The sequence below is a fragment of the Sphingomonas sp. Leaf339 genome (genome assembly GCF_001426195.1).
Taxonomy (GTDB): Bacteria; Pseudomonadota; Alphaproteobacteria; order Sphingomonadales; family Sphingomonadaceae; genus Sphingomonas.
On sequence record NZ_LMRS01000023.1, the window covers coordinates 67,495 to 92,658 of the forward strand.

The 25,164-nt window shown below is 66.1% G+C and carries 30 protein-coding genes, 1 tRNA gene and 1 pseudogene; 21 read left to right on the forward strand and 11 right to left on the reverse strand.

What is annotated here, in order from left to right:
• Nucleotides 1-49: 49 nt before the first annotated feature.
• Nucleotides 50-886, forward strand: a complete 837-nt coding sequence (gene panC / locus ASG67_RS10505) for a pantoate--beta-alanine ligase (RefSeq protein WP_056529561.1) — start codon at nucleotides 50-52, stop codon at nucleotides 884-886.
• Between the two features lie 70 nt (nucleotides 887-956).
• Nucleotides 957-1,253 (forward strand): SEL1-like repeat protein, encoded by a 297-nt coding sequence (locus tag ASG67_RS10510; protein ID WP_056529563.1) that lies wholly within the window; start codon nucleotides 957-959, stop codon nucleotides 1,251-1,253.
• A 45-nt stretch (nucleotides 1,254-1,298) separates the two neighbouring features.
• On the opposite strand, the gene topA is transcribed toward ASG67_RS10510, so the two are convergent.
• From topA to plsY, 3 genes are all read right to left on the reverse strand, one after another.
• Complete coding sequence (topA, locus tag ASG67_RS10515; protein ID WP_056529565.1) at nucleotides 1,299-3,887, reverse strand: type I DNA topoisomerase; 2,589 nt, start codon at nucleotides 3,885-3,887, stop codon at nucleotides 1,299-1,301.
• Between the two features lie 96 nt (nucleotides 3,888-3,983).
• Nucleotides 3,984-5,063: a DNA-processing protein DprA gene (gene dprA / locus ASG67_RS10520; protein ID WP_056529568.1), complete on the reverse strand. Its 1,080-nt coding sequence runs from the start codon at nucleotides 5,061-5,063 to the stop codon at nucleotides 3,984-3,986.
• Nucleotides 5,056-5,658, reverse strand: a complete 603-nt coding sequence (gene plsY / locus ASG67_RS10525; RefSeq protein WP_056529571.1) for a glycerol-3-phosphate 1-O-acyltransferase PlsY — start codon at nucleotides 5,656-5,658, stop codon at nucleotides 5,056-5,058. Before plsY ends, dprA begins: the two co-directional genes overlap by 8 nt.
• A 128-nt stretch (nucleotides 5,659-5,786) precedes the next feature.
• Between plsY and murI the strand changes: the two genes are divergently transcribed.
• Complete coding sequence (gene murI / locus ASG67_RS10530; RefSeq protein ID WP_056529575.1) at nucleotides 5,787-6,584, forward strand: glutamate racemase; 798 nt, start codon at nucleotides 5,787-5,789, stop codon at nucleotides 6,582-6,584.
• A 97-nt stretch (nucleotides 6,585-6,681) separates the two neighbouring features.
• On the forward strand, nucleotides 6,682-7,923 hold the full coding sequence (gene hemA, locus ASG67_RS10535) for a 5-aminolevulinate synthase (protein ID WP_056529578.1): 1,242 nt from the start codon (nucleotides 6,682-6,684) through the stop codon (nucleotides 7,921-7,923).
• A gap of 21 nt (nucleotides 7,924-7,944) precedes the next feature.
• Here hemA and ASG67_RS10540 read toward each other — a convergent pair whose 3' ends face one another.
• Genes ASG67_RS10540 through ASG67_RS10555 form a run of 4 tightly spaced genes read right to left on the reverse strand, consistent with a single transcriptional unit; the run spans nucleotide 7,945 to nucleotide 10,276 of the window.
• Entirely contained in the window at nucleotides 7,945-8,517 is a 573-nt protein-coding gene (locus ASG67_RS10540) for a Uma2 family endonuclease (protein ID WP_056529581.1), read from the reverse strand.
• 31 nt (nucleotides 8,518-8,548) lie between these two features.
• Nucleotides 8,549-8,986 (reverse strand): DUF3429 domain-containing protein, encoded by a 438-nt coding sequence (locus ASG67_RS10545; RefSeq protein ID WP_235535163.1) that lies wholly within the window; start codon nucleotides 8,984-8,986, stop codon nucleotides 8,549-8,551.
• Nucleotides 8,983-9,717 (reverse strand): anti-sigma factor domain-containing protein, encoded by a 735-nt coding sequence (locus ASG67_RS10550; RefSeq protein ID WP_056529588.1) that lies wholly within the window; start codon nucleotides 9,715-9,717, stop codon nucleotides 8,983-8,985. Before ASG67_RS10550 ends, ASG67_RS10545 begins: the two co-directional genes overlap by 4 nt.
• Nucleotides 9,707-10,276: a sigma-70 family RNA polymerase sigma factor gene (locus ASG67_RS10555; RefSeq protein ID WP_056529591.1), complete on the reverse strand. Its 570-nt coding sequence runs from the start codon at nucleotides 10,274-10,276 to the stop codon at nucleotides 9,707-9,709. The genes ASG67_RS10550 and ASG67_RS10555 overlap by 11 nt, the downstream gene beginning before the upstream one ends.
• A 149-nt stretch (nucleotides 10,277-10,425) precedes the next feature.
• On the opposite strand from ASG67_RS10555, the gene rpiB reads away from it, so the two are divergent.
• The 5 genes from rpiB to ASG67_RS10575 all read left to right on the forward strand — a co-directional run bounded on the left by rpiB (nucleotide 10,426) and on the right by ASG67_RS10575 (nucleotide 14,068).
• Nucleotides 10,426-10,866 carry a ribose 5-phosphate isomerase B gene (gene rpiB, locus ASG67_RS10560; protein WP_056529594.1) on the forward strand — a complete coding sequence of 147 codons (441 nt, stop codon included), beginning with the start codon at nucleotides 10,426-10,428 and terminating at the stop codon, nucleotides 10,864-10,866.
• Nucleotides 10,863-12,173 carry a serine hydroxymethyltransferase gene (gene glyA / locus ASG67_RS10565; protein WP_056529597.1) on the forward strand — a complete coding sequence of 437 codons (1,311 nt, stop codon included), beginning with the start codon at nucleotides 10,863-10,865 and terminating at the stop codon, nucleotides 12,171-12,173. The genes rpiB and glyA overlap by 4 nt, the downstream gene beginning before the upstream one ends.
• Nucleotides 12,174-12,178: 5 nt before the next feature.
• Nucleotides 12,179-12,352, forward strand: coding sequence for a small multi-drug export protein (locus ASG67_RS19220; protein WP_200940778.1), 174 nt, complete (start codon nucleotides 12,179-12,181; stop codon nucleotides 12,350-12,352).
• Nucleotides 12,353-12,359: 7 nt separating this feature from the next.
• Nucleotides 12,360-12,821: a transcriptional regulator NrdR gene (gene nrdR / locus ASG67_RS10570; protein ID WP_056529600.1), complete on the forward strand. Its 462-nt coding sequence runs from the start codon at nucleotides 12,360-12,362 to the stop codon at nucleotides 12,819-12,821.
• 125 nt (nucleotides 12,822-12,946) lie between these two features.
• Complete coding sequence (locus ASG67_RS10575) at nucleotides 12,947-14,068, forward strand: TrmH family RNA methyltransferase (RefSeq protein ID WP_082543460.1); 1,122 nt, start codon at nucleotides 12,947-12,949, stop codon at nucleotides 14,066-14,068.
• On the opposite strand, the gene ASG67_RS10580 is transcribed toward ASG67_RS10575, so the two are convergent.
• On the reverse strand, nucleotides 14,006-14,305 hold the full coding sequence (locus ASG67_RS10580; RefSeq protein ID WP_056530500.1) for a chorismate mutase: 300 nt from the start codon (nucleotides 14,303-14,305) through the stop codon (nucleotides 14,006-14,008). The genes ASG67_RS10575 and ASG67_RS10580 overlap by 63 nt on opposite strands.
• Before the next feature lie 98 nt (nucleotides 14,306-14,403).
• Between ASG67_RS10580 and ASG67_RS10585 the strand changes: the two genes are divergently transcribed.
• The 11 genes from ASG67_RS10585 to ASG67_RS19505 all read left to right on the forward strand — a co-directional run bounded on the left by ASG67_RS10585 (nucleotide 14,404) and on the right by ASG67_RS19505 (nucleotide 22,373).
• Entirely contained in the window at nucleotides 14,404-14,634 is a 231-nt protein-coding gene (locus ASG67_RS10585; RefSeq protein WP_056529602.1) for a hypothetical protein, read from the forward strand.
• A 205-nt stretch (nucleotides 14,635-14,839) separates the two neighbouring features.
• Nucleotides 14,840-15,454 (forward strand): 30S ribosomal protein S4, encoded by a 615-nt coding sequence (rpsD, locus tag ASG67_RS10590; protein ID WP_056529605.1) that lies wholly within the window; start codon nucleotides 14,840-14,842, stop codon nucleotides 15,452-15,454.
• Between the two features lie 170 nt (nucleotides 15,455-15,624).
• On the forward strand, nucleotides 15,625-17,262 hold the full coding sequence (locus ASG67_RS10595; protein ID WP_056529608.1) for a M28 family peptidase: 1,638 nt from the start codon (nucleotides 15,625-15,627) through the stop codon (nucleotides 17,260-17,262).
• Nucleotides 17,259-18,227, forward strand: coding sequence for an agmatine deiminase family protein (locus tag ASG67_RS10600; protein ID WP_056529611.1), 969 nt, complete (start codon nucleotides 17,259-17,261; stop codon nucleotides 18,225-18,227). The genes ASG67_RS10595 and ASG67_RS10600 overlap by 4 nt, the downstream gene beginning before the upstream one ends.
• Nucleotides 18,227-18,586: a DUF3147 family protein gene (locus ASG67_RS10605; protein ID WP_056529612.1), complete on the forward strand. Its 360-nt coding sequence runs from the start codon at nucleotides 18,227-18,229 to the stop codon at nucleotides 18,584-18,586. Before ASG67_RS10600 ends, ASG67_RS10605 begins: the two co-directional genes overlap by 1 nt.
• 8 nt (nucleotides 18,587-18,594) lie before the next feature.
• The gene (gene aguB / locus ASG67_RS10610) at nucleotides 18,595-19,455 is read left to right on the forward strand and encodes an N-carbamoylputrescine amidase (RefSeq protein WP_056529613.1); all 861 of its coding nucleotides are present in this window, start codon (nucleotides 18,595-18,597) and stop codon (nucleotides 19,453-19,455) included.
• A gap of 65 nt (nucleotides 19,456-19,520) precedes the next feature.
• Nucleotides 19,521-19,952 carry a hypothetical protein gene (locus ASG67_RS10615; RefSeq protein ID WP_056529614.1) on the forward strand — a complete coding sequence of 144 codons (432 nt, stop codon included), beginning with the start codon at nucleotides 19,521-19,523 and terminating at the stop codon, nucleotides 19,950-19,952.
• 52 nt (nucleotides 19,953-20,004) lie between these two features.
• Nucleotides 20,005-20,481 carry a 2-amino-4-hydroxy-6-hydroxymethyldihydropteridine diphosphokinase gene (gene folK / locus ASG67_RS10620; RefSeq protein ID WP_056530503.1) on the forward strand — a complete coding sequence of 159 codons (477 nt, stop codon included), beginning with the start codon at nucleotides 20,005-20,007 and terminating at the stop codon, nucleotides 20,479-20,481.
• Nucleotides 20,482-20,502: 21 nt separating this feature from the next.
• Nucleotides 20,503-20,578, forward strand: a tRNA-Lys gene (locus ASG67_RS10625).
• A gap of 236 nt (nucleotides 20,579-20,814) precedes the next feature.
• On the forward strand, nucleotides 20,815-21,462 hold the full coding sequence (locus ASG67_RS10630) for a PEPxxWA-CTERM sorting domain-containing protein (RefSeq protein ID WP_056529615.1): 648 nt from the start codon (nucleotides 20,815-20,817) through the stop codon (nucleotides 21,460-21,462).
• 233 nt (nucleotides 21,463-21,695) lie between these two features.
• Entirely contained in the window at nucleotides 21,696-22,373 is a 678-nt protein-coding gene (locus ASG67_RS19505; protein ID WP_056529616.1) for a phosphatase PAP2 family protein, read from the forward strand.
• Here ASG67_RS19505 and ASG67_RS10640 read toward each other — a convergent pair.
• Together ASG67_RS10640 and galE are read right to left on the reverse strand one after the other, a co-directional pair.
• Nucleotides 22,359-23,177 (reverse strand): annotated as a pseudogene (locus ASG67_RS10640) (HpcH/HpaI aldolase/citrate lyase family protein); the annotation flags it as partial. The gene ASG67_RS19505 and the pseudogene ASG67_RS10640 sit on opposite strands and share 15 nt — an antisense overlap.
• Nucleotides 23,178-23,180: 3 nt before the next feature.
• Nucleotides 23,181-24,170 carry a UDP-glucose 4-epimerase GalE gene (galE, locus tag ASG67_RS10645; protein WP_056529617.1) on the reverse strand — a complete coding sequence of 330 codons (990 nt, stop codon included), beginning with the start codon at nucleotides 24,168-24,170 and terminating at the stop codon, nucleotides 23,181-23,183.
• A 60-nt stretch (nucleotides 24,171-24,230) separates the two neighbouring features.
• Here galE and msrA point away from each other — a divergent pair, with 60 nt between their 5' ends.
• Nucleotides 24,231-24,767: a peptide-methionine (S)-S-oxide reductase MsrA gene (gene msrA, locus ASG67_RS10650; RefSeq protein ID WP_056529618.1), complete on the forward strand. Its 537-nt coding sequence runs from the start codon at nucleotides 24,231-24,233 to the stop codon at nucleotides 24,765-24,767.
• Between the two features lie 115 nt (nucleotides 24,768-24,882).
• Here the strand turns inward: msrA and ASG67_RS18900 are convergent, their stop codons facing one another.
• Nucleotides 24,883-25,164, reverse strand: a complete 282-nt coding sequence (locus ASG67_RS18900) for an ETC complex I subunit (protein ID WP_056529621.1) — start codon at nucleotides 25,162-25,164, stop codon at nucleotides 24,883-24,885.

The following is a 25,164-nucleotide window of genomic DNA, read 5'->3' on the forward strand; positions in this document are numbered from 1 at the left end:
GTCTGCTCCATAGAAGCACGGCCCGCATTGTTCGAGGGGGAAGTTTCGTTTGCGTACCGTCCGGGATTTGGAAGAGCTGCGCGAAATCATCGCCGGCTGGCGGGCGGAGGGCGCGCGGGTGGCGCTCGTTCCCACGATGGGCGCGCTGCACGCGGGCCACATGGCGCTGATCGAGACGGCGCGGCGCGGCGGTACGAAGGTCGTCGCCTCGATCTTCGTCAATCCGCGCCAGTTCGGCCCCAACGAGGATCTGTCCCGCTATCCCCGACGCGAGGCAGCGGACGCGCGCCTGTTGACCGAACATGGCTGCGACCTGCTCTGGGCGCCGGGGGTCGAGACGATGTACCCGGACGGCTTCGCGACCAGCATCGCGGTGTCCGGCATCAGCGACGGCCTCGACGGCGCGGCGCGGCCCGGCCATTTCGATGGTGTCGCGACGGTGGTGGCCAAGCTGTTCAATCAGGTCCGCCCTGACGTCGCCTGTTTCGGCGAAAAGGATTTCCAGCAACTGGCGGTGATCCGCCGGCTGGTCATCGATCTCGATATCGGCGTGGAGATCGTCGGCGTGCCTACCCAGCGCGATGACGACGGGCTCGCCTTGTCGTCGCGCAATATCTATCTAGACGATGGCGAGCGTGTTCGCGCCGTGGCGCTGCCCCGCGCGCTGGGCATCGCCGCGCGGGCGATCGGCCGCGGTGAGGATGTCGGGGCGGCGCTGGCCGATGCCGAGGCGACGCTGACGACGGCGGGGTTCGCGGTGGACTATGTCGAGCTGGTCGATGCCGAGTCGCTCGCCCCGAATCCGGCAGCGGACCGCCCGCGCCGCTTGTTGGCAGCGGCCCGGATGGGGACGACGCGCCTGATCGACAACATTCCCGTCGAGTGACGTTAACGCATTAACCATTTGGTGAAGCGTTCCCGTCCAAGCTGTGTGCAACAGCGGACAGGATGTTCCCATGGGCAACAGTTTCAAGAATGCGCAGTTTCTGATGGATAGTCGCTTCGCCGACGCCGCTCGCGGCGATGGCGATGCTCTCTACGACCTCGGCATCTGCTACCAGACCGGCACCGCCGGCGTCGGCGTCGACCTGATCGAGGCGCATAAATGGTTCAATCTGGCGGCCGGCGCCGGGCTGGAGGCCGCCCAGGATGCCCGCGCCGAGGTGGCCGAGGAACTGACCGCCCGGGAAATTTCCCGCGCCCAGGCCGCGGCGCGTGCGTGGCTGGGATCGATGCAGCAACGCGCGGCCTGACCAGGATGCGCGGCCGGGAAGTCCCGACCGCTCCTCCCCGCCGGCTCACTCCGCCTTGGCGGCCGCTTTCTTCGCCGGGGCCTTCTTGGCAGCGGGCTTTTTCACCGCCGCCTTGGCCGGCGCATCCTTCTTTGCCGCGGGCTTCTTGGCGGCCGCCTTTTTGGGCGCCGCCTTCTTCTTCGGTGCCGGTGCGGCCGCCGCCCGTGCATCGATCAACGAAGCCGCTTCCTCCAGCGTCAACTGATCGGGCGTGATCGATTTCGGCAACGTCGCGTTGGTTTCGCCATCGGTGACATAGGCGCCGTACCGGCCCTCCATCAGCTTCAGTTCCAGTTCGGTCCGCGGATGCTTGCCCAGTTCCTTCAGCGGCGCGCGTGCCGCCCCGCGTGCCGGGCGACCGCCGCCCGCCGCCGCCTCGGCCAGCTTCACCACCGCCGCGTTCATGCCCGTCTCGAACACATCAGCGGTCGATTGCAGCCGCGCATATTTGCCCGAATGCGCCAGATACGGACCGTATCGCCCGATCGAGGCGGTGATGTCCTCGCCCGATTCAGGATGCTTGCCGATCGTACGCGGCAGGCTGAGCAATTTCAGCGCCCATTCCAGATCGAGTTCGACATCCTTGGGGATCGACGCGCGCTTGGCATCCTTGCCATCGCCCAGCTGGATATAGGGACCGAATCGCCCCGATTTCCGCTCGACCGGCAGGCCCGTCTCCGGGTCCTTGCCCAATTGCTCGGGCCCGGTGTCCTCGTCGGCCGAGCCGCCCTGCGCAAAACGCCGGGTGAATTTGCATTCGGGATAGTTGGAGCAGGCGACGAACGCGCCGAAGCGACCGCCCCGCAGCGCCAGCTTGCCCTCGCCGCAATTCGGGCACAGCCGTGGATCGCTGCCATCCGCCTTGTCGGGGAACAGGTAGGGCGCGAGGAACACGTCGAGTTCGGCGGTGATGGCGCTCGGCTGCTGTTCCATCACCTCCGACGTCAGCGGCTTGAAGTCTCGCCAGAACGCCTCCAGCACCGCCTGCCACTGCGCGCGGCCACCCGACACGTCGTCGAGTTCCTCTTCCAGATCGGCGGTGTAGTCGAAGCCGACATATTTCTGGAAGAACCGCTCCAGGAACGCGGTGACGAGCCGGCCGCTCTCTTCCGCGAAGAAACGGTTCTTCTCGATCCGCACATAGGCGCGGTCCTTCAGCGTCTTGATGATCGATGCATAGGTGGAGGGCCGGCCGATGCCGAGTTCCTCCATCCGCTTGACCAAAGACGCTTCGGAGAAACGCGGCGGCGGCTGGGTGAAATGCTGTTCGGCATCGACCGCCTTCTTCGCTGGCGCATCGCCCTCGCGCATCCGGGGCAGGCGGCGCGATTCCTCGTCGGCGCTGTCGTCCTGACCCTCTTCGTAGAGCGCGAGATAGCCGGGGAAGAGCACGACCTGACCCGTCGCGCGCAACACATGCCGCCCGGTCCCCTCGGCCAGTTCCACCGTCGTCCGCTCGAACCGCGCCGACGCCATCTGGCTGGCCAGCGCACGCTTGAAGATCAGGTCGTACAGCCGCGCGTGATCGCCGCCGCCCGCCTTGTCCTTGCCGAAATCGGTCGGGCGGATCGCCTCGTGCGCTTCCTGCGCGTTCTTCGCCTTGGTCTGGTACTGGCGCGGCTTGTCCGGGACATAGCCGGCGTCATACCGGTTCGCGATGGCGAGACGCGCGGCGGAGATGGCGCTGCCGTCCATCTGCACGCCGTCGGTCCGCATGTAGGTGATCGCGCCGTCCTCATAGAGCCCCTGCGCGATCCGCATCGTGTGATCGGCGGAGAAGCCGAGCTTGCGCGCCGCTTCCTGCTGCAAGGTAGAGGTGGTGAAGGGCGGCGGTGGGTTGCGCGTGCCGGGCTTGGTCTCGACCGACTGGACCGAGAAACGCCCTTCCTCGACCGTAGCCTTGGCGCGCAGCGCGTCGCCCTCGTTGCCGATCGACAGGCGGTCGAGCTTGTTGCCCTCGAACTGGACGAGGCGCGCGGTGAACGGCGTGCCGTCCTGCTCCATCTGGGCGGTGACGGACCAGTATTCCTGCGCCCGGAACGCCTCGATCTCGCGCTCGCGCTCGACGATCAGGCGCAGCGACACCGACTGCACGCGACCCGCCGACTTGGCGCCGGGCAACTTGCGCCACAGCACCGGCGACAGGGTGAAGCCGACGAGATAATCCAGCGCGCGCCGTGCCCGGTACGCGTCGATCAGGTCGGTATCCAGCTCGCGCGGGGCCTTCATCGCCGCCAGGATCGCGGGCTTGGTGATCGCGTTGAACGTGACGCGCTGCACATCCTTGGGCAGCGCCTTGCGCGCCCGCAGCACCTCTTGCACATGCCACGAAATCGCCTCGCCCTCGCGATCGGGATCGGTCGCCAGGATCAGGCGGTCGGCGGTCTTCGACAGATCGGCGATCGCCTTCAGCTGCTTGGCCTTGTCCGCGTAATTCTCCCACTCCATCGCGAACCCGTCGTCCGGGTTCACCGATCCGTCCTTTGGCGGCAGGTCGCGAACATGGCCGTACGAGGCGAGAACCCGGTAATCCGAGCCGAGGTATTTTTCGATGGTCTTCGCCTTGGCGGGCGATTCGACGATGACAAGCTGCATGATGGGCTAATAGCGTCCTTACGTGTACGCGCGAGGGTGGCGAAATCGGCCGGGCCGCGTCAAGCCGCTGGCGCTATCCGATATCGAGCGGGACGATCAACCGAGGCTGACCCGCCCGCCGGCGTGGCGCTCCAGCCGCCCGGCCAGCTCCAGTTCCAGCAACACCGTCTGCACCACCGCCGGCGGGCGGGCGGACTGGCGGATCACCTCGTCGACCGGCACCGGCGCCGGGCCCAGCAACGCCGACACGGCGGATCGCGCCGCATCGTCGGCATCCTCGGGCGGCGGCCCGCCCCAGCCATGGGCGGGGGAGCGCACCGCGCGCGGATCGATCGGGCGGATCTGTTCCAGCACGTCGGCGGCCGACTGGATCAGGATCGCGCCCTCGCGGATCAGGCCGTTGCATCCTTGTGCGCGGGGATCGATCGGGCTGCCGGGCACCGCCATCACCTCGCGGCCCAGTTCCACCGCCAGCCGCGCGGTGATGAGCGATCCGGATTTTGGCGCCGCCTCGACCACCACGGTGCCCTGCGCCAGGCCGGCGATGATGCGATTGCGATAAGGAAAATGGCGGGCGCGCGGTTCCGTACCCGGCGGCTGTTCGGCGATCAGCAGGCCGCGCGTCGCGACCTCTTCCTGCAAGGCGGCGTTTTCCGGCGGGAAGATGACGTCGATGCCGCAGGCGATCACTCCGATCGTCCCGCCCGCCAGCGATCCGGCGTGCGCCGCCGTGTCGATACCGCGCGCCAGACCGGAGACGACGGTAGCCTCCTGCGCCACCAGATCATGCGCCAGTTGCCGCGCAAATCGACAGGCGGCGGCGGACGCGTTGCGCGCGCCCACGATCGCCACGCACGGCCGCGCCGCCAGCGCCAGGTTGCCGCGCACGATCAGCACCGGCGGCGCATTGTCCAGCTCAGCGAGCAACGGCGGATAATCGGCATCGTCATGAAACAGATATCGCGCGCCGAGGCGGGCGACCTGCTCCCGCTCGCGATCGATCGCTGCCGCGTCGGGCGGCGGCGGCGCCATGCCGCCACCACGCCGGGCCAGCGTCGGCAACGCCTCCAGCGCGCGGCCGGCATCGCCGAATCGCGCCAACAGCTGGCGATAGGCGACCGGGCCGATGCCACCGGTCCTGAGCAGGCACAGCCGCGCCGTGATCGTGTCAGTCACGCCGGCCGATGCGGGGTTCGGTGCCGGCCAGCAGTCGCTCGATATTGTCGCCATGTTTCCAGATCACCAGCAGACCGAGCGCCAGCAACAGCATGACGAGATCGAACCGTCCCCACAGCGCCGCCGCGACGGGCGCGCTGATCGCCGCCGCCATCCCGGCGACCGCCGAAATCCGCAATCCGGCCAGCAAGGAAAGCCACACGACCGCATAGACGATACCGATCGGCCAATGGAGCGCGACGACGATCCCCATCAGCGTCGCGACGCCCTTGCCGCCGCGAAAGCGCAGCCAGACGGGATAGCAATGGCCGATGAACGCAGCCGCCGCGGCCAGCACGCCTTCGCCCGGAAACAGCCGCTCGACGATCAGCACCGCCGCCAGCCCTTTGAGCATGTCGAGCAGCAACGTCGCCGCCGCCAAGCCCTTGCGGCCGGTGCGCAGCACGTTGGTCGCACCGATATTGCCCGACCCGATCTGGCGCAGGTCGCCGGCACCGGCAACGCGCGTCAGGATCACGCCGAACGGGATCGACCCCAGCAGGTAGCCGATCAGCAATGCCGACGCCGGAGCGATCCAGAGGATATCAGTGTGCAAATTTTCCCCCTTCGTTCCACTATACCGTGCCGGGCGACGGCCTGTCCACCGCCTGTCCCTTCACTTCGCTCAAGGGCGGGGCTCCAAGGGGGTGACGCGATCGCGCCGGGCCGGCTAAGGGCGGGTTCATGATCGACGACGCCCCGATCCTGTTCTTCGATTCCGGCGTCGGTGGCCTGTCGGTGGTCGGGCCGACGCTGGCGCTGCTGCCCCATGCCCGCATCGTCTATGCCGCCGATTCGGCGGGCTTTCCCTATGGCACGAAGAGCGAGGCGGAGATTGCCGCGCGCGTGCCGGCGCTGCTCGGCCGGCTGGTCGAACGCTATCGCCCGCGACTGGTGGTGATCGCCTGCAACACCGCCTCCACCATCGCCCTGCCCGCGGTGCGCGCCGCGCTCGACGTGCCGGTGGTCGGCACGGTGCCGGCGATCAAACCGGCGGCGGCGATGAGCGCGACGCGAGTCATCGGCGTGCTGGGGACCGAGGCGACCGTGCGCCAGCCCTATGTCGACGATCTGGCCGCGCGCTTCGCCAGCGACTGCCGCGTCCTGCGCCACGGATCGGCGGCGCTGGTCGAGATCGCCGAGGCGGCGCTGGCCGGCGAGCCGCCATCGCTCGACCGCATCGGCACGGAGTTGCAGGGGTTGTTCGCGCAGAACGGTGGCGACCGGATCGACGTGATCGTCAACGCGTGTACGCATTTCCCGCTGCTCGAAGACGATATGATCGTGGTCGCGCCACCAGGCGTCCGGTTCGTCGATGGCGGGCCGGGAATCGCGCGGCGAATCGCCCATCTGACGGAAGGTCAGGCGTGGCCGGCGACGCCGCGGCCCGGCACATTGGTCTTCACGCGGGCCGACGATCGCACCCGCGCGATCGCCGCCACCCTGGCGACACGCGGCTTTCCGCTGCTGGAAACGCTGTAAATCCACGGAAGCCGGGACAATTTGTCCGTCCCGTCGATCATAGTCACCGCTTTTATGCGCTGGCCTCGCGAGGGGGACGCCATTACATGGACAGCCCATGAGCAGCGACGGCACCGATGTGCGGGTGGATTACTCGCGCGTGTTCACCCAGGCGATCGATCGCCTTCATGCCGAAGGGCGCTACCGCGTCTTCATCGACATTCTGCGCAACAAGGGCGCATTCCCCAATGCGCGCTGCTTTGCCGGGCATAACGGTCCGAAGCCGATCACCGTCTGGTGCTCCAACGACTATCTCGCCATGGGCCAGCATCCCAAGGTGATCGCCGCGATGGAAGAGGCGCTGCACGATGTCGGCGCCGGCAGCGGCGGCACCCGCAACATCGGCGGCAACACCCATTACCATGTCGATCTGGAGGGCGAACTTGCCGACCTGCACGGCAAGGAAGCGGCGCTGCTGTTCACCAGCGGCTATGTCTCGAACGAGGCGACGCTGGCGACGATGGCCAAGATCCTGCCCGGCTGCGTGATCTTTTCCGACGAGTTGAACCACGCGTCGATGATCGCGGGCATCCGCAATTCGGGGTGCGAGAAGCGCATCTTTCGCCACAACGATCTGGCCCATCTCGAAGAACTGCTGGCGGCCGAAGACCCGTCGGTGCCCAAGCTGGTCGCGTTCGAGAGCGTGTATTCGATGGAGGGCGATGTCGCCCCGATCGCCGCGATCTGCGACCTCGCCGACCGGTACAACGCGCTCACTTATTGCGACGAAGTTCACGCGGTCGGCATGTACGGCCCGCGCGGTGGCGGGATCTCCGAACGCGACGAGGTGGCCGAGCGGCTGACGATCATCGAGGGGACGCTGGGCAAGGCGTTCGGCGTCATGGGCGGCTATATCGCCGCCAGCCGCACGATCATCGACGTCATCCGCAGCTATGCACCCGGCTTCATCTTCACCACCAGCCTGTCGCCCGTGCTGGTCGCCGGCGTGCTGGCCAGCGTGCGCCACCTGAAATCCTCGACGGCGGAGCGCGAGGGGCAGCAGGCGGCGGCGGCGATGCTGAAGGCGATGCTGGCGGAGGCCGGACTGCCGGTGATGGTCGGGGAAACGCATATCGTGCCGGTGATGGTCGGCGATCCGGTGAAGGCGAAGAAGATCAGCGACATCCTGCTCGCGGAGTACGGCGTCTATGTTCAGCCGATCAACTACCCCACCGTCCCGCGCGGGACGGAGCGTCTGCGCTTTACCCCCGGCCCCGCACATAGCGAGGCGATGATGCGCGACCTGACGGGTGCCTTGGTGGAAATCTGGAGCCGGCTGGAACTGCGCCAAGCGGCTTGACCGCTGGCCGGACGCGGCGACTCAGTCGGTTACGATGGTGCCGTCCGTGCCGGGAACGGCGATCGACTCGCCGAAACGGACGATCGTTCGCGTCATGTAATCCTGCGATTGCGGATCGCTCATCACATGAATGCAGCGGCCATTTAGATCGATCACCCAATAATGCGCCACTAGCGCCGTGGCGTAATCCAGCCGCTTCACGCCAAGATCGATCGCCAAGCTGGTATCAGCTACCTCGACCGCCAGGAACAGTGCCGCGCGATCGAACAGGGTCGCGGCCATATCGGGATTGCACAATACCGCCACATCCGGTTCGCGGATCGTATCAGGGGCGAGCCGAACAGTTGGTTCCTGACCGACGATCCAGCCCGTACCCAAATCGGCAAAAACGGATTGCAGGCGAAGAAAAGCAAGACGTTGCGCATTCCAGTGCCGCACGTTTGCCGGTGCCATGCGGACAATCTCTCCCTCAACCAGCTCGATCTTGCCCGGCCAATCGACGATCGGTGGATGCTGCGTCAATTCCATGAACTCGGCCGCCGAAAAACGTACCGGCGTCTGACGCAATTGACTGATGTTGCCGGCCGCGGTCATGCCTCGACCATAACAGATCGCCGCCGACGCCTCACACCACCCCCGTCAGGATAGTGAGTGCCCCCAGCCCCACCGACAGGGGCACACGCAGGCGCATCCAGCCCGCCGGCGCCTCGCCGGTCGCGACCAGATGGCGATCGACCAGCAGCGTCAGCAGCAATCCACTACCCAGCCCGACCAGCGCCCAGCGCAGCGAACCGTGTAGCGCCACGCCGACCAGCAGGATCGTGACCAGCGTCGGCGCCACAGCCAGCCCGGCCAGCGCCCCCTGCCCGCCCGACCGGCGCACGGCCCATCCCCACCAGATGCCGCCGAGAAAGCTGAAGATCAGCGCGCCATAAACGAACGCCATGGCGTGGAGCACACCGAGCCCGTCATGCCCGGTCGCTAGCCCCGCGAGCAGCGCCGCCTGTGGCAGCAACCCGGCAAACCCCAGCAGCCGGGTCGTACGGTCGATCGACCCGTTCACACCGCCGCCAGTGCGCCGGTCGCCACCACCGGCCCGGTCGGCTTGCCGGTCGGCGATCCGCCCTCGGGCTCGATCGAGATGGCTAGCGTCGCCCCCGCCGCAATGCGCGCGCGATCCGCCGCCGGTACGACCAGCAACGTCGCATCACGCGCCAGCAGGCCTAGTGGATACGGCACGCCATCGCCGCCGATCACCCAGAGCTGCGCGACGCGCGTAGCCGGTGCATCGGGCGCGGCGGTCACGCGGATGCTGCCGTCCGTCGGATCGAAGGCGGCGGCGACCGGCGCCTTGGCATCACCGAGGGCCGCAACCAGGATCGGCGCGGAGGCGGTGACACTCCCGTTCTCCATTGGCGGCGGCCCCATCGGCCCGCCGCCCGGCGGCGGGCCACCCGGCCGCAATGCGACGACCAGCAACAGGCACGCGGCCAGCGCCGTGCTGACGATCGCCAGCAATGGCCACGGGAACGACCGCCCGCGCCGGGCAGGCGCGACGCCGCCCAGGCTGACGTCGATCCGGTCGATCAGATCCTCCGGCGGCTGCGCCTCTGGCCACAGGTCGAACAGTTGCGACAGATACATCCGCCAGCGCTCTACATCGGCGGCGAAACCCGGTTCCGACAGCACCCGGCGAAGCGCGACGGCCCGTTCCTCGCCATCCAGCAATCCCAGCGCCAGTTCGCCCGCCGCCACGTCCGGTTCGTCATCGGGGATGAGCGGTTCAGGCGGCACGGTCGAGGCACTCCTTCAGACGGGCAAGGCCACGACGGATCCAGCTTTTGGCGGTCCCCAGCGGTACGCCCCGGCGCTCCGCCAGTTCGGCATAGGTGACGCCATCAAAGAACGCGGTGCGGATCGCCTCGCTCTGGCGTCCTTCCAGCTCGCGCAGGCAATCCTGCAGCGTATGCGATCCGTCCGACGCCATCAGCATCGCTTCGGCATCGGGTGCGGTGTCGGCGATGTCCGGCGCGTCCTCGATCGGTGCGGCGCGGCGGACGCGCTGCGACCGTTGCCAGTCGATCGCGCGGTTGCGGGCGATCGTCGCCAGCCAGGTGATCGGGCTTGCCCGTCCCGGTTCCCATGCGCCCGCCCGGCGCCAGATAATGAGGTAGACGTCATGCAACACGTCCTCCGCAGCCTGTCGATCGCCACAGATACGCAGGGCGATCCCGAAAAGCTTCGCGGATGTCAGTCGATACAGTTCGCGGAAGGCGGCACGATCCTCGCTCCCGGTGGCGATCAGCACGCCGGCCAGATGGGCGCGGGCGTCATCGGTGGCGGTGCGTTGCATTCGGGAAGACTAGCGACTGCGGCGCTGGCGACAAGGCCGAATGCTGAACCGACGACGGGCCGATGACGGCGACAACGCTGTGGCCATTTTCGCCGTCTGTCGGTAAGGGCGCTGGCATCCATCCGCTTCACCGTCAGCAGGGATCGCCCATGCGTATCGCCATCGCCTCCGATCATGCCGCCGTGTCGTTGAAAACGACGCTGGTCGCCTGGCTGCACGAGGCGGGTCACGACGTCATCGATCTGGGGACCGACGGCACCGCCAGCGTCGATTATCCGGATTACGGCTACGCCATTGCCGATGCGCTGGCGGACGGTCGCGCCGATCGCGGCATCGCACTGTGTGGATCGGGGATCGGCATCGCCATCGCCGCCAACCGCAACCCCGCCTGCCGGTGCGCGCAGGTGGCGGAGCCGCTGTCCGCCCGCTTCGCCCGCACGCATAACGACGCCAACGCCATCGCGATGGGCGCCCGCCTGATCGGCGAGGAAATGGCCAAGGCCTGCGTCGCCGCTTTCCTGTCCGCCGAATTCGAAGGCGGCCGTCATCAACACCGCGTCGACAAGCTATCGAAGGAGTTCGCCGCATGAGCACCCAGCCCCACGATATTTCAGACGTCCAACCGGACGGCTTCTTCACCCGCGGTCTGGCCGATGCCGACGCCGCGATCTTCGCCGGCATCGCGCATGAGCTGGAACGGGAGCAGACGCAGATCGAACTGATCGCGTCGGAGAACATCGTGTCGAAAGCGGTGCTGGAGGCGCAGGGCTCGGTCTTCACGAACAAATATGCCGAAGGCTATCCCGGCAAGCGTTACTATCAGGGTTGCGCACCGTCCGACGAGGTCGAGCAGCTGGCGATCGATCGCGCCAAGCAGATCTTCGGCTGCGGCTTCGTCAACGTGCAGCCGCATTCGGGCGCGCAGGCGAACGGCGCGGTGATGCTGGCGCTGGTGAAGCCGGGCGAAACGATCCTCGGCATGAGCCTGGATGCCGGCGGCCACCTGACCCACGGCGCGCGCGCCGCGATGTCGGGCAAGTGGTTCAACGCGATCCAGTATGGCGTCGATGCCGAAACGCACCTGATCGATTATGCCGAGGTCGAACGCCTCGCCGTCGAGCATCAGCCGAAGTTGATCATCGCCGGCGGCTCCGCCTATCCGCGTACGATCGATTTCGCGAAATTCCGGGCGATCGCTGACAAGGTCGGCGCATATTTCATGGTCGACATGGCGCACTTCGCCGGCATCGTTGCCGCCGGCCTGCATCCCACGCCGTTCGGCCATGCGCATGTCGTGACCACGACCACGCACAAGACGCTGCGTGGCCCGCGTGGCGGCATGATCATGACCAATGACGAGGCACTGGCGAAGAAGTTCAACTCGGCGGTGTTCCCGGGGCTTCAGGGTGGCCCGCTGATGCACGTCATCGCCGCCAAGGCGGTCGCCTTTGGCGAGGCGCTGCGCCCCGATTTCAAGAGTTACATCGCCGCCGTGGTCGAAAACGCCAAGGTGCTCGCCGCCACGCTGAAGGAACGCGGCGCCGATGTGATCGCGGGCGGCACCGACACGCATCTGGCCCTGATCGATCTGCGCCCGCTCGGCATCACCGGCCGCGACGCGGACGAGGCGCTGGAGCGTGCCGGCATCACCTGCAACAAGAACGGCATCCCCAACGATCCGCTGCCGCCGGTCAAGACCAGCGGCATCCGCGTCGGCTCACCCGCCGGGACGACACGCGGTTTCGGCCCCGCCGAATTCCGCGAGATCGGCCATATGGTCGCCGACGTGCTCGACGGTCTTGCCAAGAAAGGCGAACACGGGGACCCGGAAGTCGAGGCGGACGTTAGGGCGCGGGTACGCACTTTGTGCGCACGGTTCCCGATCTATCAAGGATAAGCATCATGTCGAAATTCGATGAAATCCAGACCGAAGTGAAGAACACGCCGGGTCTCGGCAAGAAAATGGCGAAGTACAGCGCGATCGGCGCGGTCATCGCGATTCCACTGCCCGTCGTCGGCCCGGTGCTGGGCGCGATTGCCGGTGCGGCCTTCGCCTATTCCAAGCGTAAGGACTGAAAACTGAATGCGCTGCCCGTTCTGCGGCCATGAAGACAGCCAGGTAAAGGACAGCCGCCCCACCGAAGACGGGGCGGCGATCCGGCGGCGGCGGCAGTGTGAGGGGTGCGCGGCACGGTTCACCACGTTCGAACGCATCCAGCTACGCGAACTGACCGTGCTGAAGAGCGAAGAGCGGCGCGAACCGTTCGACCGCGAGAAACTGATGCGCTCGGTCTCGATCGCCGCCCGCAAACGGCCGATCGAACCGGCGCGGATCGAGAAACTGGTGTCCGGCATCCAGCGCCGGCTGGAAACGCTCGGCGACAGCGAAGTCACATCCGCCCGGATCGGCGAAATGGTGATGGACGGGCTGAAGGCGCTCGACTCGGTCGCCTATATCCGCTTCGCCAGCGTGTACCGCGACTTCAGCGAGGCACGGGATTTCGAGGCGTTTGCCAGGCAGGTGGAAGAAGCGGGGCGGGGTTAGGGTTAAGGATAGGGTTCGCCTTCGCTTAATTCGCCTTCAGCAATGTCGAGATCGCCCTTCCAACTCCCGTTCGTCCTGAGTAGCGGCTGAGCGTAGTCGAAGACGCGTATCGAAGGACCCGTCGCTTGAGCTTCCACGCTTATATGCTCCGCTGCGCCGACGGCAGTTTCTACGTAGGCCACACCGACAACCTCGAACACCGCGTCGGTCAGCATGAAACGGGCGAGACAAAGGGCTACACGCAAAAGCGACGTCCGGTCACACTGGCCTGGCAGCAGGATTTTGGCTCCCGTAACGAGGCGTTAGAAGCGGAACGCCAAATTAAGGGCTGGTCTCGCGCCAAGAAGGAGGCGTTGATCGCCGGCGACAGGGGACTCGTCAGCCAACTGGCGCGGAAATCCTTCGATACGGGTCTTCGTCAGGCTCAGCCCCTACTCAGGACGAACGGTTTGGAAACAGAGATCGAACAGACCCCACCCCCCGTCATCGTCCTCGTCCGCCCCCAACTCGGCGAAAACATCGGCAAGGCCGCCCGCGCCATGCTGAACTTCGGCCTCGTCGAACTACGCCTCGTCGCTCCGCGCGACGGCTGGCCCAATCCGCAGGCCGGCCCCGCTGCCAGCGGCGCGGATATCGTGCTGGAACAGGCGGCGGTCTTTGACAGCGTCGCGGCCGCCGTCGCCGACTGCACGCATGTCTATGCCACCACCGTCCGCAAACGCGGCGTCACCAAACCGGTCGCCACGCCCGAAGCGGCGGCGCGGGCGATCCATACCGATCCCGGCCGCGCCGCGATCCTGTTCGGCCCCGAACGGTCTGGGCTGGAAACCGACGACGTCGCCCTCGCGCGGACGATCATCACCGTGCCGATCAATCCCGAATTCGGCAGCCTGAACCTGGCGCAGGCGGTGATCCTGGTCGCCTATGAATGGTCGAAGGGCCAGGAACTGGCGCAGCCGCCGGAGACGGAGATGCCGCTGCCCGCGCCGCAGGGCGAATTGGACGGCATGATCGCGCAGCTCGACGACATGCTGGTCGCCGCGAATTTCTTCTTCCCGCCCGCCCGCACCGAAACCGTGCGACGGACGCTACGCACATTGCTGACCAAGCCTGGCTGGTCGGCGCAGGAGGTGCGGACGATGCGCGGCGTACTGGCTGCGCTCGACGGTCGCAAGGCCCGGCGGTCAGCGCCGGTCGAACGCGGCGAGCTCATAGGCGATGGAGGCCTCGACGAGACGCTCCCATAGATCGCCGACCACCGCCTCCGGCACGCCCGCATCCCGCGCAGCGGTGCAGGCGTTGCCGATCACCTGCGCCTTGCGATCCTCGTCACGCACCGCGCCGCGCACCGGTTTGATCCGCGCGGCGGCGTCCATATAGCCGAACCTGCGCGCCAGCAGCGCCACCAGATCGCGATCGACCTGATCGACGCCGGCGCGCACCTCGGCCATGGTGGAACAGTCGGCGGGGGCAACGAGAGTCATGCCGCTTCGCATAACGCTCATCCACGCCGCCGCAAACGGCGGATCGACACGTTCATGGCGAAACGATAGCGTCGGGTGTCGTAACTCGGGGAGTGACCATGTCGATCGCGATACTTCTGACCGCTTTCATCCAAACCGCGACCCCTGCTGCTATGCCGACCCCCACCGCCGATCCGGAAAAGCGCATCTGCCGCACCTCCGGCGTCACCGGTTCGCGCCTTGGTGCGAAAAAGGTCTGTCACACAAGGCGCGAATGGGACGAGGCCAGCGCCGTGGCGCGCCAGCGGATGGAGCGCATCCAGAATGGCGCGATCAACACCGGCCAGTAACGCCCCCCAGTCTCCCCAAAAATCCCTCCAAAACTTGACTCGGGCGGAGCGTCCCGCTAACCGCGCGCCTTCGCAATGCCCCCGCACCCCGGTGAAGCGGCGGGCCTGCCCTCATATCTTTGAGACGTAGCGCGATACCGGGACCAACCCGCCCGTCCGTTCGCGGATCGGCGGTCAACGTCGTTCGAATTGCCAAGGATCTATCATGTCGAAGCGTCAAAGCGCGAAGTACAAACTCGACCGTCGTATGGGCGAGAACATCTGGGGCCGCCCTAAGTCCCCGGTGAACAAGCGCGAATACGGTCCCGGCCAGCATGGCCAGCGCCGCAAGGGCAAGGTTTCGGATTTCGGCATCCAGCTGCGCGCCAAGCAGAAGCTCAAGGGCTATTACGGCGACGTGACCGAGAAACAGTTCCGCGCCTGCTACCATGAAGCAGCCCGGATGAAGGGCGATACCAGCCAGAACCTGATCGGTCTGCTCGAGCAGCGTCTCGACATGCTCGTCTATCGCGCCAAGTTCGCCCCGACGATCTTCGCCGCGCGCCAGATCGTCAGCCACGGTCACATCCGCGTCAATGGCGTGAAGTGCAACATCGCGTCGCGTCGCTGCTTCGTCGGCGATGAGATCACGCTGGGCACGAAGGCCAGGGAAATGGCGCTGGTGCTGGAAGCGCAGAACCTCGCCGAGCGTGAAATCCCCGACTATGTCGCGCAGGACGGCAACGCCAAGGTGACGTTCGTTCGCGTACCGACGCTGGACGAGGTTCCTTACCCGGTGAAGATGGAGCCGAATCTGGTGGTCGAATTCTACTCGCGTTAAGCGAGGAAGAAGGCCACCGGGCGGCCGACGGGCCAAAAGCCCGTTCGACGACGCGGCTTTGCCGCGGCGCGGTTTTGGAACAGAAAGGGCAGCTCCTCACGGGGCTGCCCTTTTCGTTTGGACAAGGCGCGCAGCGATTGCCAGAACGCGCTCCATCACAGGAGCATCCCATGCGCACCGCCCTATCCCTACTTCTCCTTTCCACCGCCGCCCCACTCGCGGCGCAAACCACCCCCGCGATCAACGTCGAGACACTGAAGACCGTCACCCGCGACCTGTCGTCCGACGCGTTCGAAGGCCGCGCGCCGACGACCCCGGCCGAGGAAAAGACGGTCGCCTATATCGTCGATCGCTTTCAGAAGGCGGGGCTGAAGCCCGGCAACAACGGCAAATGGACGCAGGACGTGCCGATGGTGGAGATCACCGCCACGAACGTGCAGCCCCTATCCTTCACCGGTGGCAAATCGCCGGTCACGATGGCGTATCGCACCGACATGGTCGCCGGCACCTATCGCGTCACGCCGCGCATCGACGTGCGTAACAGCGATGTCGTCTTCGTCGGTTACGGCATCACCGCGCCTGAAAAGGGCTGGGACGATTATGCCGGTGTCGATGTGAAGGGAAAGACGGTCGTCATCCTTATCAACGATGCCGACTGGCAGACGATGTCGCGTGAAGGCCCGTTCGAGGGTCGCGCGATGACCTGGTATGGCCGCTGGCCCTACAAGTTCGAGAATGCCGCCAAGCACGGCGCCGCCGCCGCAATCATCGTCCACCAGACCGAACCCGCCGCCTATCCCTGGGCGGTCGTGCAATCGTCCTGGACCGGCCCGCAACTGGAACTGGACGAGAAGGGCGATCACATGGACCAGAGCCAGGTCGTCGGCTGGATGCAGTTGGCCAAGGCGCAGGAACTGTTCGCCAGCGCCGGCAAGGACTTCGCCGCATTGTCCGAAGCCGCGAAGACCAAGGGCTTCAAGGCCGTACCGCTCGGCCTGAAAATGTCGACGGGCTTCGGCAATGCGATCAAGCGTCAGGCATCGAAGAACGTTATCGGCGTCCTGCCCGGCACCACCGCCCCGAATGAATATGTCCTCTATTCGGCGCACTGGGACCATCTGGGCCGCTGCGACGCGGTAAACGGCGACGATATCTGCAACGGCGCCGAGGATAATGCGACGGGCGTCGCCGGCCTCGTCGCACTGGCGGAGGCTAATACGAAGGTCGGACCGGCTAAGCGTACCGAAGTGTATCTCGCCGTCACGGCAGAGGAATCGGGGCTGCTGGGTTCACGCTATTATGCCGAACACCCGGTCTATCCGCTAGCCAAGACGGCTGGCGGCGTGAACATGGACGTGCTGAACGTCCACGGCCTCGCGCATGATTTCGTGCTGACCGGCGCGGGCAAGAGCGAGATCGAGGATCTGGTGAAGCCGATCGTCGTCGCGCAGGGCCGCCGCATCGGCGTGGAGCCCAGCCCGGAACGCGGCAGCTATTACCGCTCCGATCACTTCTCGTTCGCACGCCTCGGCGTCCCCGTGCTCAGCGGCGAATCGGGTGAGGATTTCGTGAAGGGCGGCCCCGCCGCCGGCAAGGCGGCCAGCGACGATTACACCGCCAATCGCTATCACAAGCCGGCCGACCAATATGATCCCAATTGGGATTGGTCGGGCGCGGTGTCGGATCTGACGATCTATTACACACTCGGCCGCCAGCTCGCCGACGACACGACCCTGTGGCCCAACTGGTATCGGACCGCTGAATTCCGGGCGGTGCGCGACAAGGCCCGCGCGGGAGCAGCCAAATGACACGCCCGACCCCTCCCGCCGAATGGGCGCCGCATGAAGCGGTCTGGATCGGTTTTCCCAGCCATCCCGAGCTGTGGGAAGACGATCTGGACCCCGCCCGTGACGAAGTCGTCGCCTTCGCCCGCACTGTCCATGCCGACGGCCGCGGTGAGCGCGTAATCCTGGTCTGCGCCGATGCCGAGGCGGCAGAGGCGGCGCGCGCCGTCGCACCGTTCGCCACGATCGAGGTGCAGGCGTTCGGCGATATCTGGCTGCGCGACACCGGCCCGATCATCCTGTCGGACGGCAGCGCCAGCGATTTCCAGTTCAACGGCTGGGGCGGCAAATACGATCTGCCCGGTGACGACACGGTGGGCTTGCGTCTGGCGCAACGCCTCGGCCGCCGCGTCGCGACCTGCAACTGGGTGCTGGAGGGGGGCGCCATCGACGGCGACGGCACCGGCATCGTCGTCACCACCGAACAATGCCTGCTCAACCCCAACCGCAACCCATCACTGACCAAGGCCCAGATCGAAGCGAAGCTGCGCGACGATCTCGGCCTGTCACGCGTCGTGTGGCTGGGCGAAGGGCTGCTCAACGACCATACCGACGGCCATGTCGACAACCTGGCGCGCTTTGTCGCACCCGGCCGAGTCGCGATCCCCGAGCCGGCGGAGAACGATCCCAACTGGCAGGTATACAGCCACGCCCGCCGCGACCTGATCGCCGCCGGGCTTGACGTGGTGACGGTCCCCTCGCCCGGCCGTGTCCTTCGCGACGACGAGGTCGTGCCGGCCAGCTACATGAACTTCTACATCGGCAACGCCGCCGTGGTCGTACCGCTCTATGGCGCAGAGAACGACGATGCCGCGGTTGCCGCGATCCAGGCGCTGTTCCCGGACCGGATTGCGGTGGGCCAGCGCGCCGACCACATCCTGACCGGCGGCGGCAGCTTCCATTGCATATCGCAGCAAATTCCCGCCTGATGCTGCAATTCGTGGTCAGGGCCTTGCTGTCGGGCGCGATCGTCGCGGCGGTGGCTTTGATCGCGCGGCGTAGTCCGGGCGCGGGCGCATTGCTCGCGTCCTTGCCGCTGGTATCCGTGCTGGGCATGATCTGGCTGTGGCGCGATACCGGCGACCGCGTGCGGCTCGCCGCCTACGCCGAAGCGACCTTCTGGTACGTGATCCCATCGCTGCCGATGTTTCTGCTGATCCCTGTGCTGCTGCGGCACGGCGTCGGCTTCGTGCCGGCGCTGCTGGCGCTGCTGGCGGGTTGTACGCTGACGATGCTGCTCTATCTCGTCACCGTGGCGATCGCCGCGCGCTTCGGCGTCACGCTTTAGGACCATTGATGACCAAGATCACCGTCGCCGCGCTTCAGCTCGGCTTCACCGACAATATCGACACCAACATCGCCAACGTTTCGCGCCTGGTGCGCGAAGCGGCCGGGCGCGGCGCGCAAGTGATCCTGCCGCCCGAGCTGTTCGAGGGCGAATATTTCTGCCGGGTCGAGGACGAGGGCCTGTTCGCCAACGCCGCCCCCGTCGGCGAGCATAAGGCCGTGCTGGCGATGCAGGCGCTGGCCGAGGCGCTGAAGGTAACGATCCCGACCAGCTTCTTCGAGGCGGACGGCCCGCATCATTACAACAGCCTCGCGATGATCGGTCCCGATGGCGAGGTGCAGGGCGTCTATCGCAAGAGCCACATCCCCGACGGCCCCGGTTACGAGGAGAAATTCTATTTTCGTCCCGGCAACACCGGCTTCAAGGTATGGCGCGGTCCGCCAGCCACGCCGGCGGCGAAGCTGGGCGTCGGCGTCTGCTGGGACCAATGGTATCCCGAAACCGCGCGCGCTATGATGTTGATGGGCGCCGAACTGCTCTTCTACCCGACCGCAATCGGCAGCGAACCACACGACACCTCGCTCGACACCGCCCGGCTGTGGCGACGGGCGATGGTCGGTCATGCGGTATCGAATGTGGTACCGGTGATTGCCGCCAACCGCATCGGCGTGGAGCATGGCCAGACCTTTTACGGCACCAGTTTTATCACCGACGAACGCGGCGATATCGTCGCCGAACTCGATCGTGAGGAAGAGGGCGTCATCACCGCGACGTTCGATATCGACCGGGTGAAGCGCCATCGTGCCGCGTTCGGCTTCTTCCGTGACCGCCGTCCCGATCTGTATGGGCGGCTGGTGCAGGATATCTGAGCGGCGGGATCGACCGATTTGGGGTCGTAACCGATTATATACGATGGTCCCTGCAAATGCCGGGGATGGAACATCTTTCCCTGCTCGATCGCCTGCATCACCACCAGCGCCTGGCGCAGGACATCCTGACCCGCGGGGCCGCGTGCATCGATGGCGGGCCCGACACCGCATTGCCGGCGATCGCCGGTCTGCGGGCCGAGATGGCGCAAGTTCTGCGCGACTATCAAATCTTCAAGCATGAGGAGATCTTCGATCCGGCGGTGACGTCGGGCTCGCCCGATCGCATCGAACGCGCCCGCGCGATGAAGATCGAATGCATCGGCGCCGGCGAAGCGTTCCGCACGCATCTGGTCTATTGGCAGCATCGTGATGTCACCGCGGAATGGGATGCCTATAAGGCCTCTGCCCGCCTGACAATCAACCAGTTGAAACGCCATATCGGCAAGGAGGAAGAAGGCATCACTGCCCTGCTGACGGATATGTCCGTCGAGGTGTAACGGCAGGGCCTTCACGCTCGCGTCGATCCGGCGGCTGCGATAAGCGGCGATGATGGCCACGACCCTCTACGCCATCGCGCTCGGCGCCAACCGGTACGGGCACCACGGCCGGCCATCCGCTGCCATCGTCGCCGCATTGGCGGCGATCGGCGACGTGGAGGCCGTCTCGCCGATCATCGCCAGCGCGCCGATCGGACCCTCCACCCGGATATTCGCCAATGCCGCCGCGCTGATCCGCAGTGAAGAGAGTCCCCCCGCCCTCCTAACCCGGCTGAAGGCAATCGAGCGGCTGATGGGTCGTCGACCCGGTCGTCGCTGGGGCACACGACCGATCGATCTCGACATCATCCTCTGGTCGGGCGGCACGTGGCGCACACGGACGCTGACAATCCCGCATCCCACCTTCCGTGACCGCCGATTCGTTCTCACGCCACTGGCGCGAATCGCGGCCAACTGGCGCGACCCGATATCGGGCCTTCGTGTCCGTCATCTGCTGAGCCAGGTTGACCGCCGCCGTCCCCGCACCTAGGTCGCACCTCGACGATCGTGGGGGTCCGTAGCTCAGTCGGTAGAGCAAGCGACTTTTAATCGAGAGGTCCCGGGTTCGAGCCCCGGCGGACCCACCATCGTCTCAGCACCTATTCTTCCAACGCCACCTAAAGACGAGGCCACAACCCCGTCACCGATGCTGATGCGGTTCGATCGAGCGAAGCTGTCCCATTATGGGGCTTAGTTAACAAACTATGCTTGCATGCGTGTGGGACTCAGATTTTTTTCCGGGTAATAGAAGCTGACTCAGACGGAATACTGTCTTGGTTGCGCAGCGCCCGCGATGAGGCGCACGATAAACAGGGGTAGTTCCATGCGTTCCACTTTCATTCTGGCTGCAACCGCAGCCGCCGTTCTCGCCATGCCGGCATCGGCTGCCGTCGTCGTGATGACCACGCCGGGCAGCAGTGCTGCTTTTACGCCGCCTGCCGGCACGCTGATTAATTTTAACTCGCCGGTAACGGCACCGTTTGCGTTGACCACGACGGGCACCGCCGGCATCGTTTCGGGCGATTCCAACAACAATTATGCAGAGCCTGCTTTCAGCGATAAGACGCCTTATCTTGCGGTTCAGGCTAATGGCACGGCAACGCTGCAGTCGGCTCTGTCGTTCGAGAGCGTCAGCTTCTTCTTGGGTTCGATCGACACGTTCAACACCGTCTCGCTGTTGAACGCCGCTGGGAACGTGATCCAGAGCTTCACGGGCTCGGATTTCATCGTTCCCGCCAACGGTAATCAGGATCTGCCGTCGACCAACCGTCGCGTCACGCTGGTAGCTACCGCCGGCGAGCAGCGTATCTCGGGTGTTCGCTTCTCCAGCGGTGTGAACGCTCTCGAAGTCGACAACGTCGTATTTGCAGTGCCGGAGCCCACCACGTGGGCGCTGATGCTGCTTGGTTTCGGCATGGTCGGTGCCGCAACCCGTTATCGCCGCCGCAAGATCGCGGTTGCGTTCGCCTAATTACTCCCTGTTTTTAGGCACTTTAAGGCCGCCAGCTTTCGAGCTGGCGGCTTTTTTGCGTTATGGGTCGGGGTTCATCCAGGTTTGGAATATCTGCCGGCAGCCAAGTTGCTCCTTCGCCCAAACACTCGAAATCGCCGTGTATCGCTTTCCTCTGTCGATCAGCGTGATAACGCCGCCGGCATGAGCCATTGCGTCTTCCACCCGCGCCGCCCGACCGGCATGGATCAGCCATGAGCGACCGCCACGATCCGGCCGGGCGTCGTCGCCTGCCCCCACCTCTCGCCGGTATCGCCCTGCTCGCCGTTGCAGCCGGACTGGCGCTGGCGATCGGCGCGCTGCTCGACCGGCTGCCGTTCGATCCCGACCGCGCAATTGTCGCCGGCCTGCGCGCGTCGGGCGGTCCAGCATGGCTGCCCGGCGTCGCGGTCGATCTGACCGCGCTGGGCGGTGGCACCGTCCTGACCCTGGTCGTGGCAATATCCGCCGGGTTGATGCTGGCCGAACGGTTGTGGCTGACTGCCGCCATGCTGGTCGCGGCCAGTTGGTCGGGCGGTGAGGTCGTCGCCTTGGTCAAGCGCATGGTGGCACGCGCCCGCCCCGATCTGGTCGATCATCTAGTACCGGTATCCAGCGCCAGCTTCCCCAGCGGCCACGCCGCCAACAGCGCGATCGTGTACCTGACGCTGGCGGCGCTGGCGTCACAGGTGGTGCGCGAATCAGCCGCGCGGCGCTACCTGTTCGCGGTCTCGGTCCTGCTGGTCGGCGCGATCGGCCTTAGCCGCGTCTATCTCGGCGTCCACTGGCCGTCCGACGTGCTCGCCGGGTGGAGCTTCGGGACCTTGTGGGCGCTCGGCTGGTGGTGGGCCACCGCCCGCACCCGCGCCTCGATCGGCGGCGAGCGCGAGTAACCGTTCCGCCGCCTTCAGGTGCGGCGCATCGACCATCCGCCCGTCCAGTTGCAGCGCCCCCGCCCCCGGATTGGCGGCGAACAGATCGACCACTGATTGCGCATGGGCGATCTCGTCCGCCGTCGGCGTGAAGGCGGCATTGATGACCGCCACCTGCGCCGGGTGGATCGCCATCATTCCCGTGAAGCCATCGCGCCGCCCCCGCGCGGCATAGGCAGCCAGCCCATCGGCATCGCGAAAATCGGGATAAACTGTCTCGATCGCCGCCACCCCGGCGGCATGGGCGCCGAACAGCGTCAACGATCGTGCCAACTGGTACGGCGCGGTATAGCGGCCATCCGCCTCCCGCGCCGCACTCGCCCCGATCGCGGCGGGCAGATCCTCCGCCCCCCAGGTCAGGCCAATCAACCGGTCGGCCACGCCGGCATAGCTACCCAGTTGAAAGATCGCCGCCGGCGTCTCGGTCGCGACCGGCAGAATCGGCAGAATCGTCCGCAAAGCCAGCGCGGTGATGGACATCGCCCCCTCCGCCTTGGGCAGCATCAGCGCATCGGGGGCATGAGGCAGCACCGCCGCCAGATCATCGTCGATCAGCGCCGACCCCAACGGATTGACCCGCACGATCAGCGGCAACCGCCGCGGTGTGGCCAGAAACGCCGCCACCGCCGCCCGCGCCTCATGCTTGCGGGACGGCGCTACCGAGTCCTCCAGATCGAGAATAAGCGCGTCCGCCCCGCACGCCAGCGCCTTCTCCATCCGCTCCGGCCGGTCGCCGGGCACGAACAACAAAGATCGCAGGCGCACGGCCTATCGACCCATCTCGGCCAGCTTGCGCTCCCACGCCAGCGCATCGGTGATGATGCCATTCAGATCATCATGTTTCGGCGTCCAGTCCACCGTCGCCATGATTGCGCGGTTGTCCGAGATCAGCTCGGCCGGATCGCCGGCACGCCGGCCCTCCAGCTTGCGCTCGATCGTCACGTTGGTGACGCGATCGACCGCGTCCAGTACCTCGGCGACCGAGAAGCCCCGGCCATAGCCGCAGTTCAAGGTGTGGCTCTCGGTCGGTTTTGCGCGCAACAGATCGAGCGCGGCGACATGCGCTGCCGCCAGATCGGTGACATGGATGTAATCGCGCACGCCGGTGCCGTCGCGGGTGTCGAAATCGGTGCCGAACACCGACACATGGCTCCGCCGTCCCGTCGCCGCCTCGACCGCCACCTTGATCAGATGCGTCGCGCCCGCTGTGGACTGGCCCGAACGTCCCTGTGGGTCGGCACCGGCGACATTAAAATAGCGCAGCGCACAGAAATTGATCGGATGCGCCGCCGCGACATCGCGCAGCATCACCTCGGTCATCAGCTTCGACATGCCGTACGGATTGATCGGCACCGTCGGATCACCTTCCGCCACCGGCGTGCGGACCGGCGTGCCATAGGTCGCGGCGGTGGACGAGAAGATGAAATGCTTCACTCCCTCCACGACCGCGCTCTCGATCAGCGAGCGCGAGGCGGCGGTGTTGTTGCGGTAGTATTTGAGCGGATCGCTGACCGATTCGGGCACCACCACCGATCCGGCGAAATGCAGGATCGCATCGACGCCGTGACCCCGGATCGCCGCGCGTACTCGGCCTTCGTCGGCGACATCGCACTGAACCAGCGTCGCGCGATCATCGACCGCCCAGTCGAACCCGGTGACCAGATTGTCGACCACGACGACTTCATGCCCCGCATCCAGCAGCGCCAATACCGCATGGCTGCCGATATAACCCGCACCGCCTGTCACCATCACCGTCATCAGCCGTCTCCCTTTCGCGCTGACTAGCGGCTTCCTATCTTGCGATCAAAGGAGTTGGTGATGACGGACTATGTAACGCTGGCAGGCGGCTGCTTCTGGTGCACGGAAGCGGTGTTCAAGGATGTGATCGGCGTCACGTCGGTCGAAAGCGGCTATATCGGCGGCACGGTGCCCAACCCGACCTACAAGCAGGTCTGCGGCGGCGACACCGGCCATGCCGAGGCGATTCGCGTCGGCTTCGATCCTGAACAGGTGTCGTTGGACGATATCCTCGACATCTTCTTTGCTACGCACGATCCGTCGCAGCTGAACCGTCAGGGCAACGACGTCGGCACGCAGTACCGCTCCGCCATGTTCCCTGCCTCACCCGAACAGGAAGAGGCGATGCAGGCCGCGATCACCCGCGCCGGCGAGAATGGGGGCAAGATCGTCACCACGATCGAGCCGATGGATACCTGGTATCCGGCGGAGGGCTATCATCAGGATTATTGGGAAACGTCGGGCCGGTCGAATCCGTACTGCATGGCGGTGATCCCGCCCAAGCTCCAGAAGCTCCGCAAGAGCTTTGCCGCGCGGTCGAAGGCGGTGGCGGCGTAGAACCGCCGCCCTCACCCTTTCCACCGCCTCCGGCGGCGGGCCCCTTCCCTCTGCCATCGGGAGAGGGAGAGACGGCGAAGCCGGCGATGGGTGAGGGCGATGCTACCGTAGAATGTTAGCGGAAATTATCCGCATACGCCTGCAACTTCAGCTTCTTCTCCGGCGCCGGTACGACGGTGTAGTCATGCCCCTCCCGCTCGCACAGCGCCACGGCCGCCTCCAGCGTCGGGAACAGCAACCGGATCTGGTCGCGCGTGTCGCCGCTGCCGGCCCAGCCGGTCAGCGGATCGGGTTGCTTGGCCTCCGACGGCTCGAATTCGAGCTGCCACTGGTCGGTACGTGCACGCCCGGACTGCATTGAGTTCTTGGGGCGCTGAAAAATGCGAGCGATTGCCAT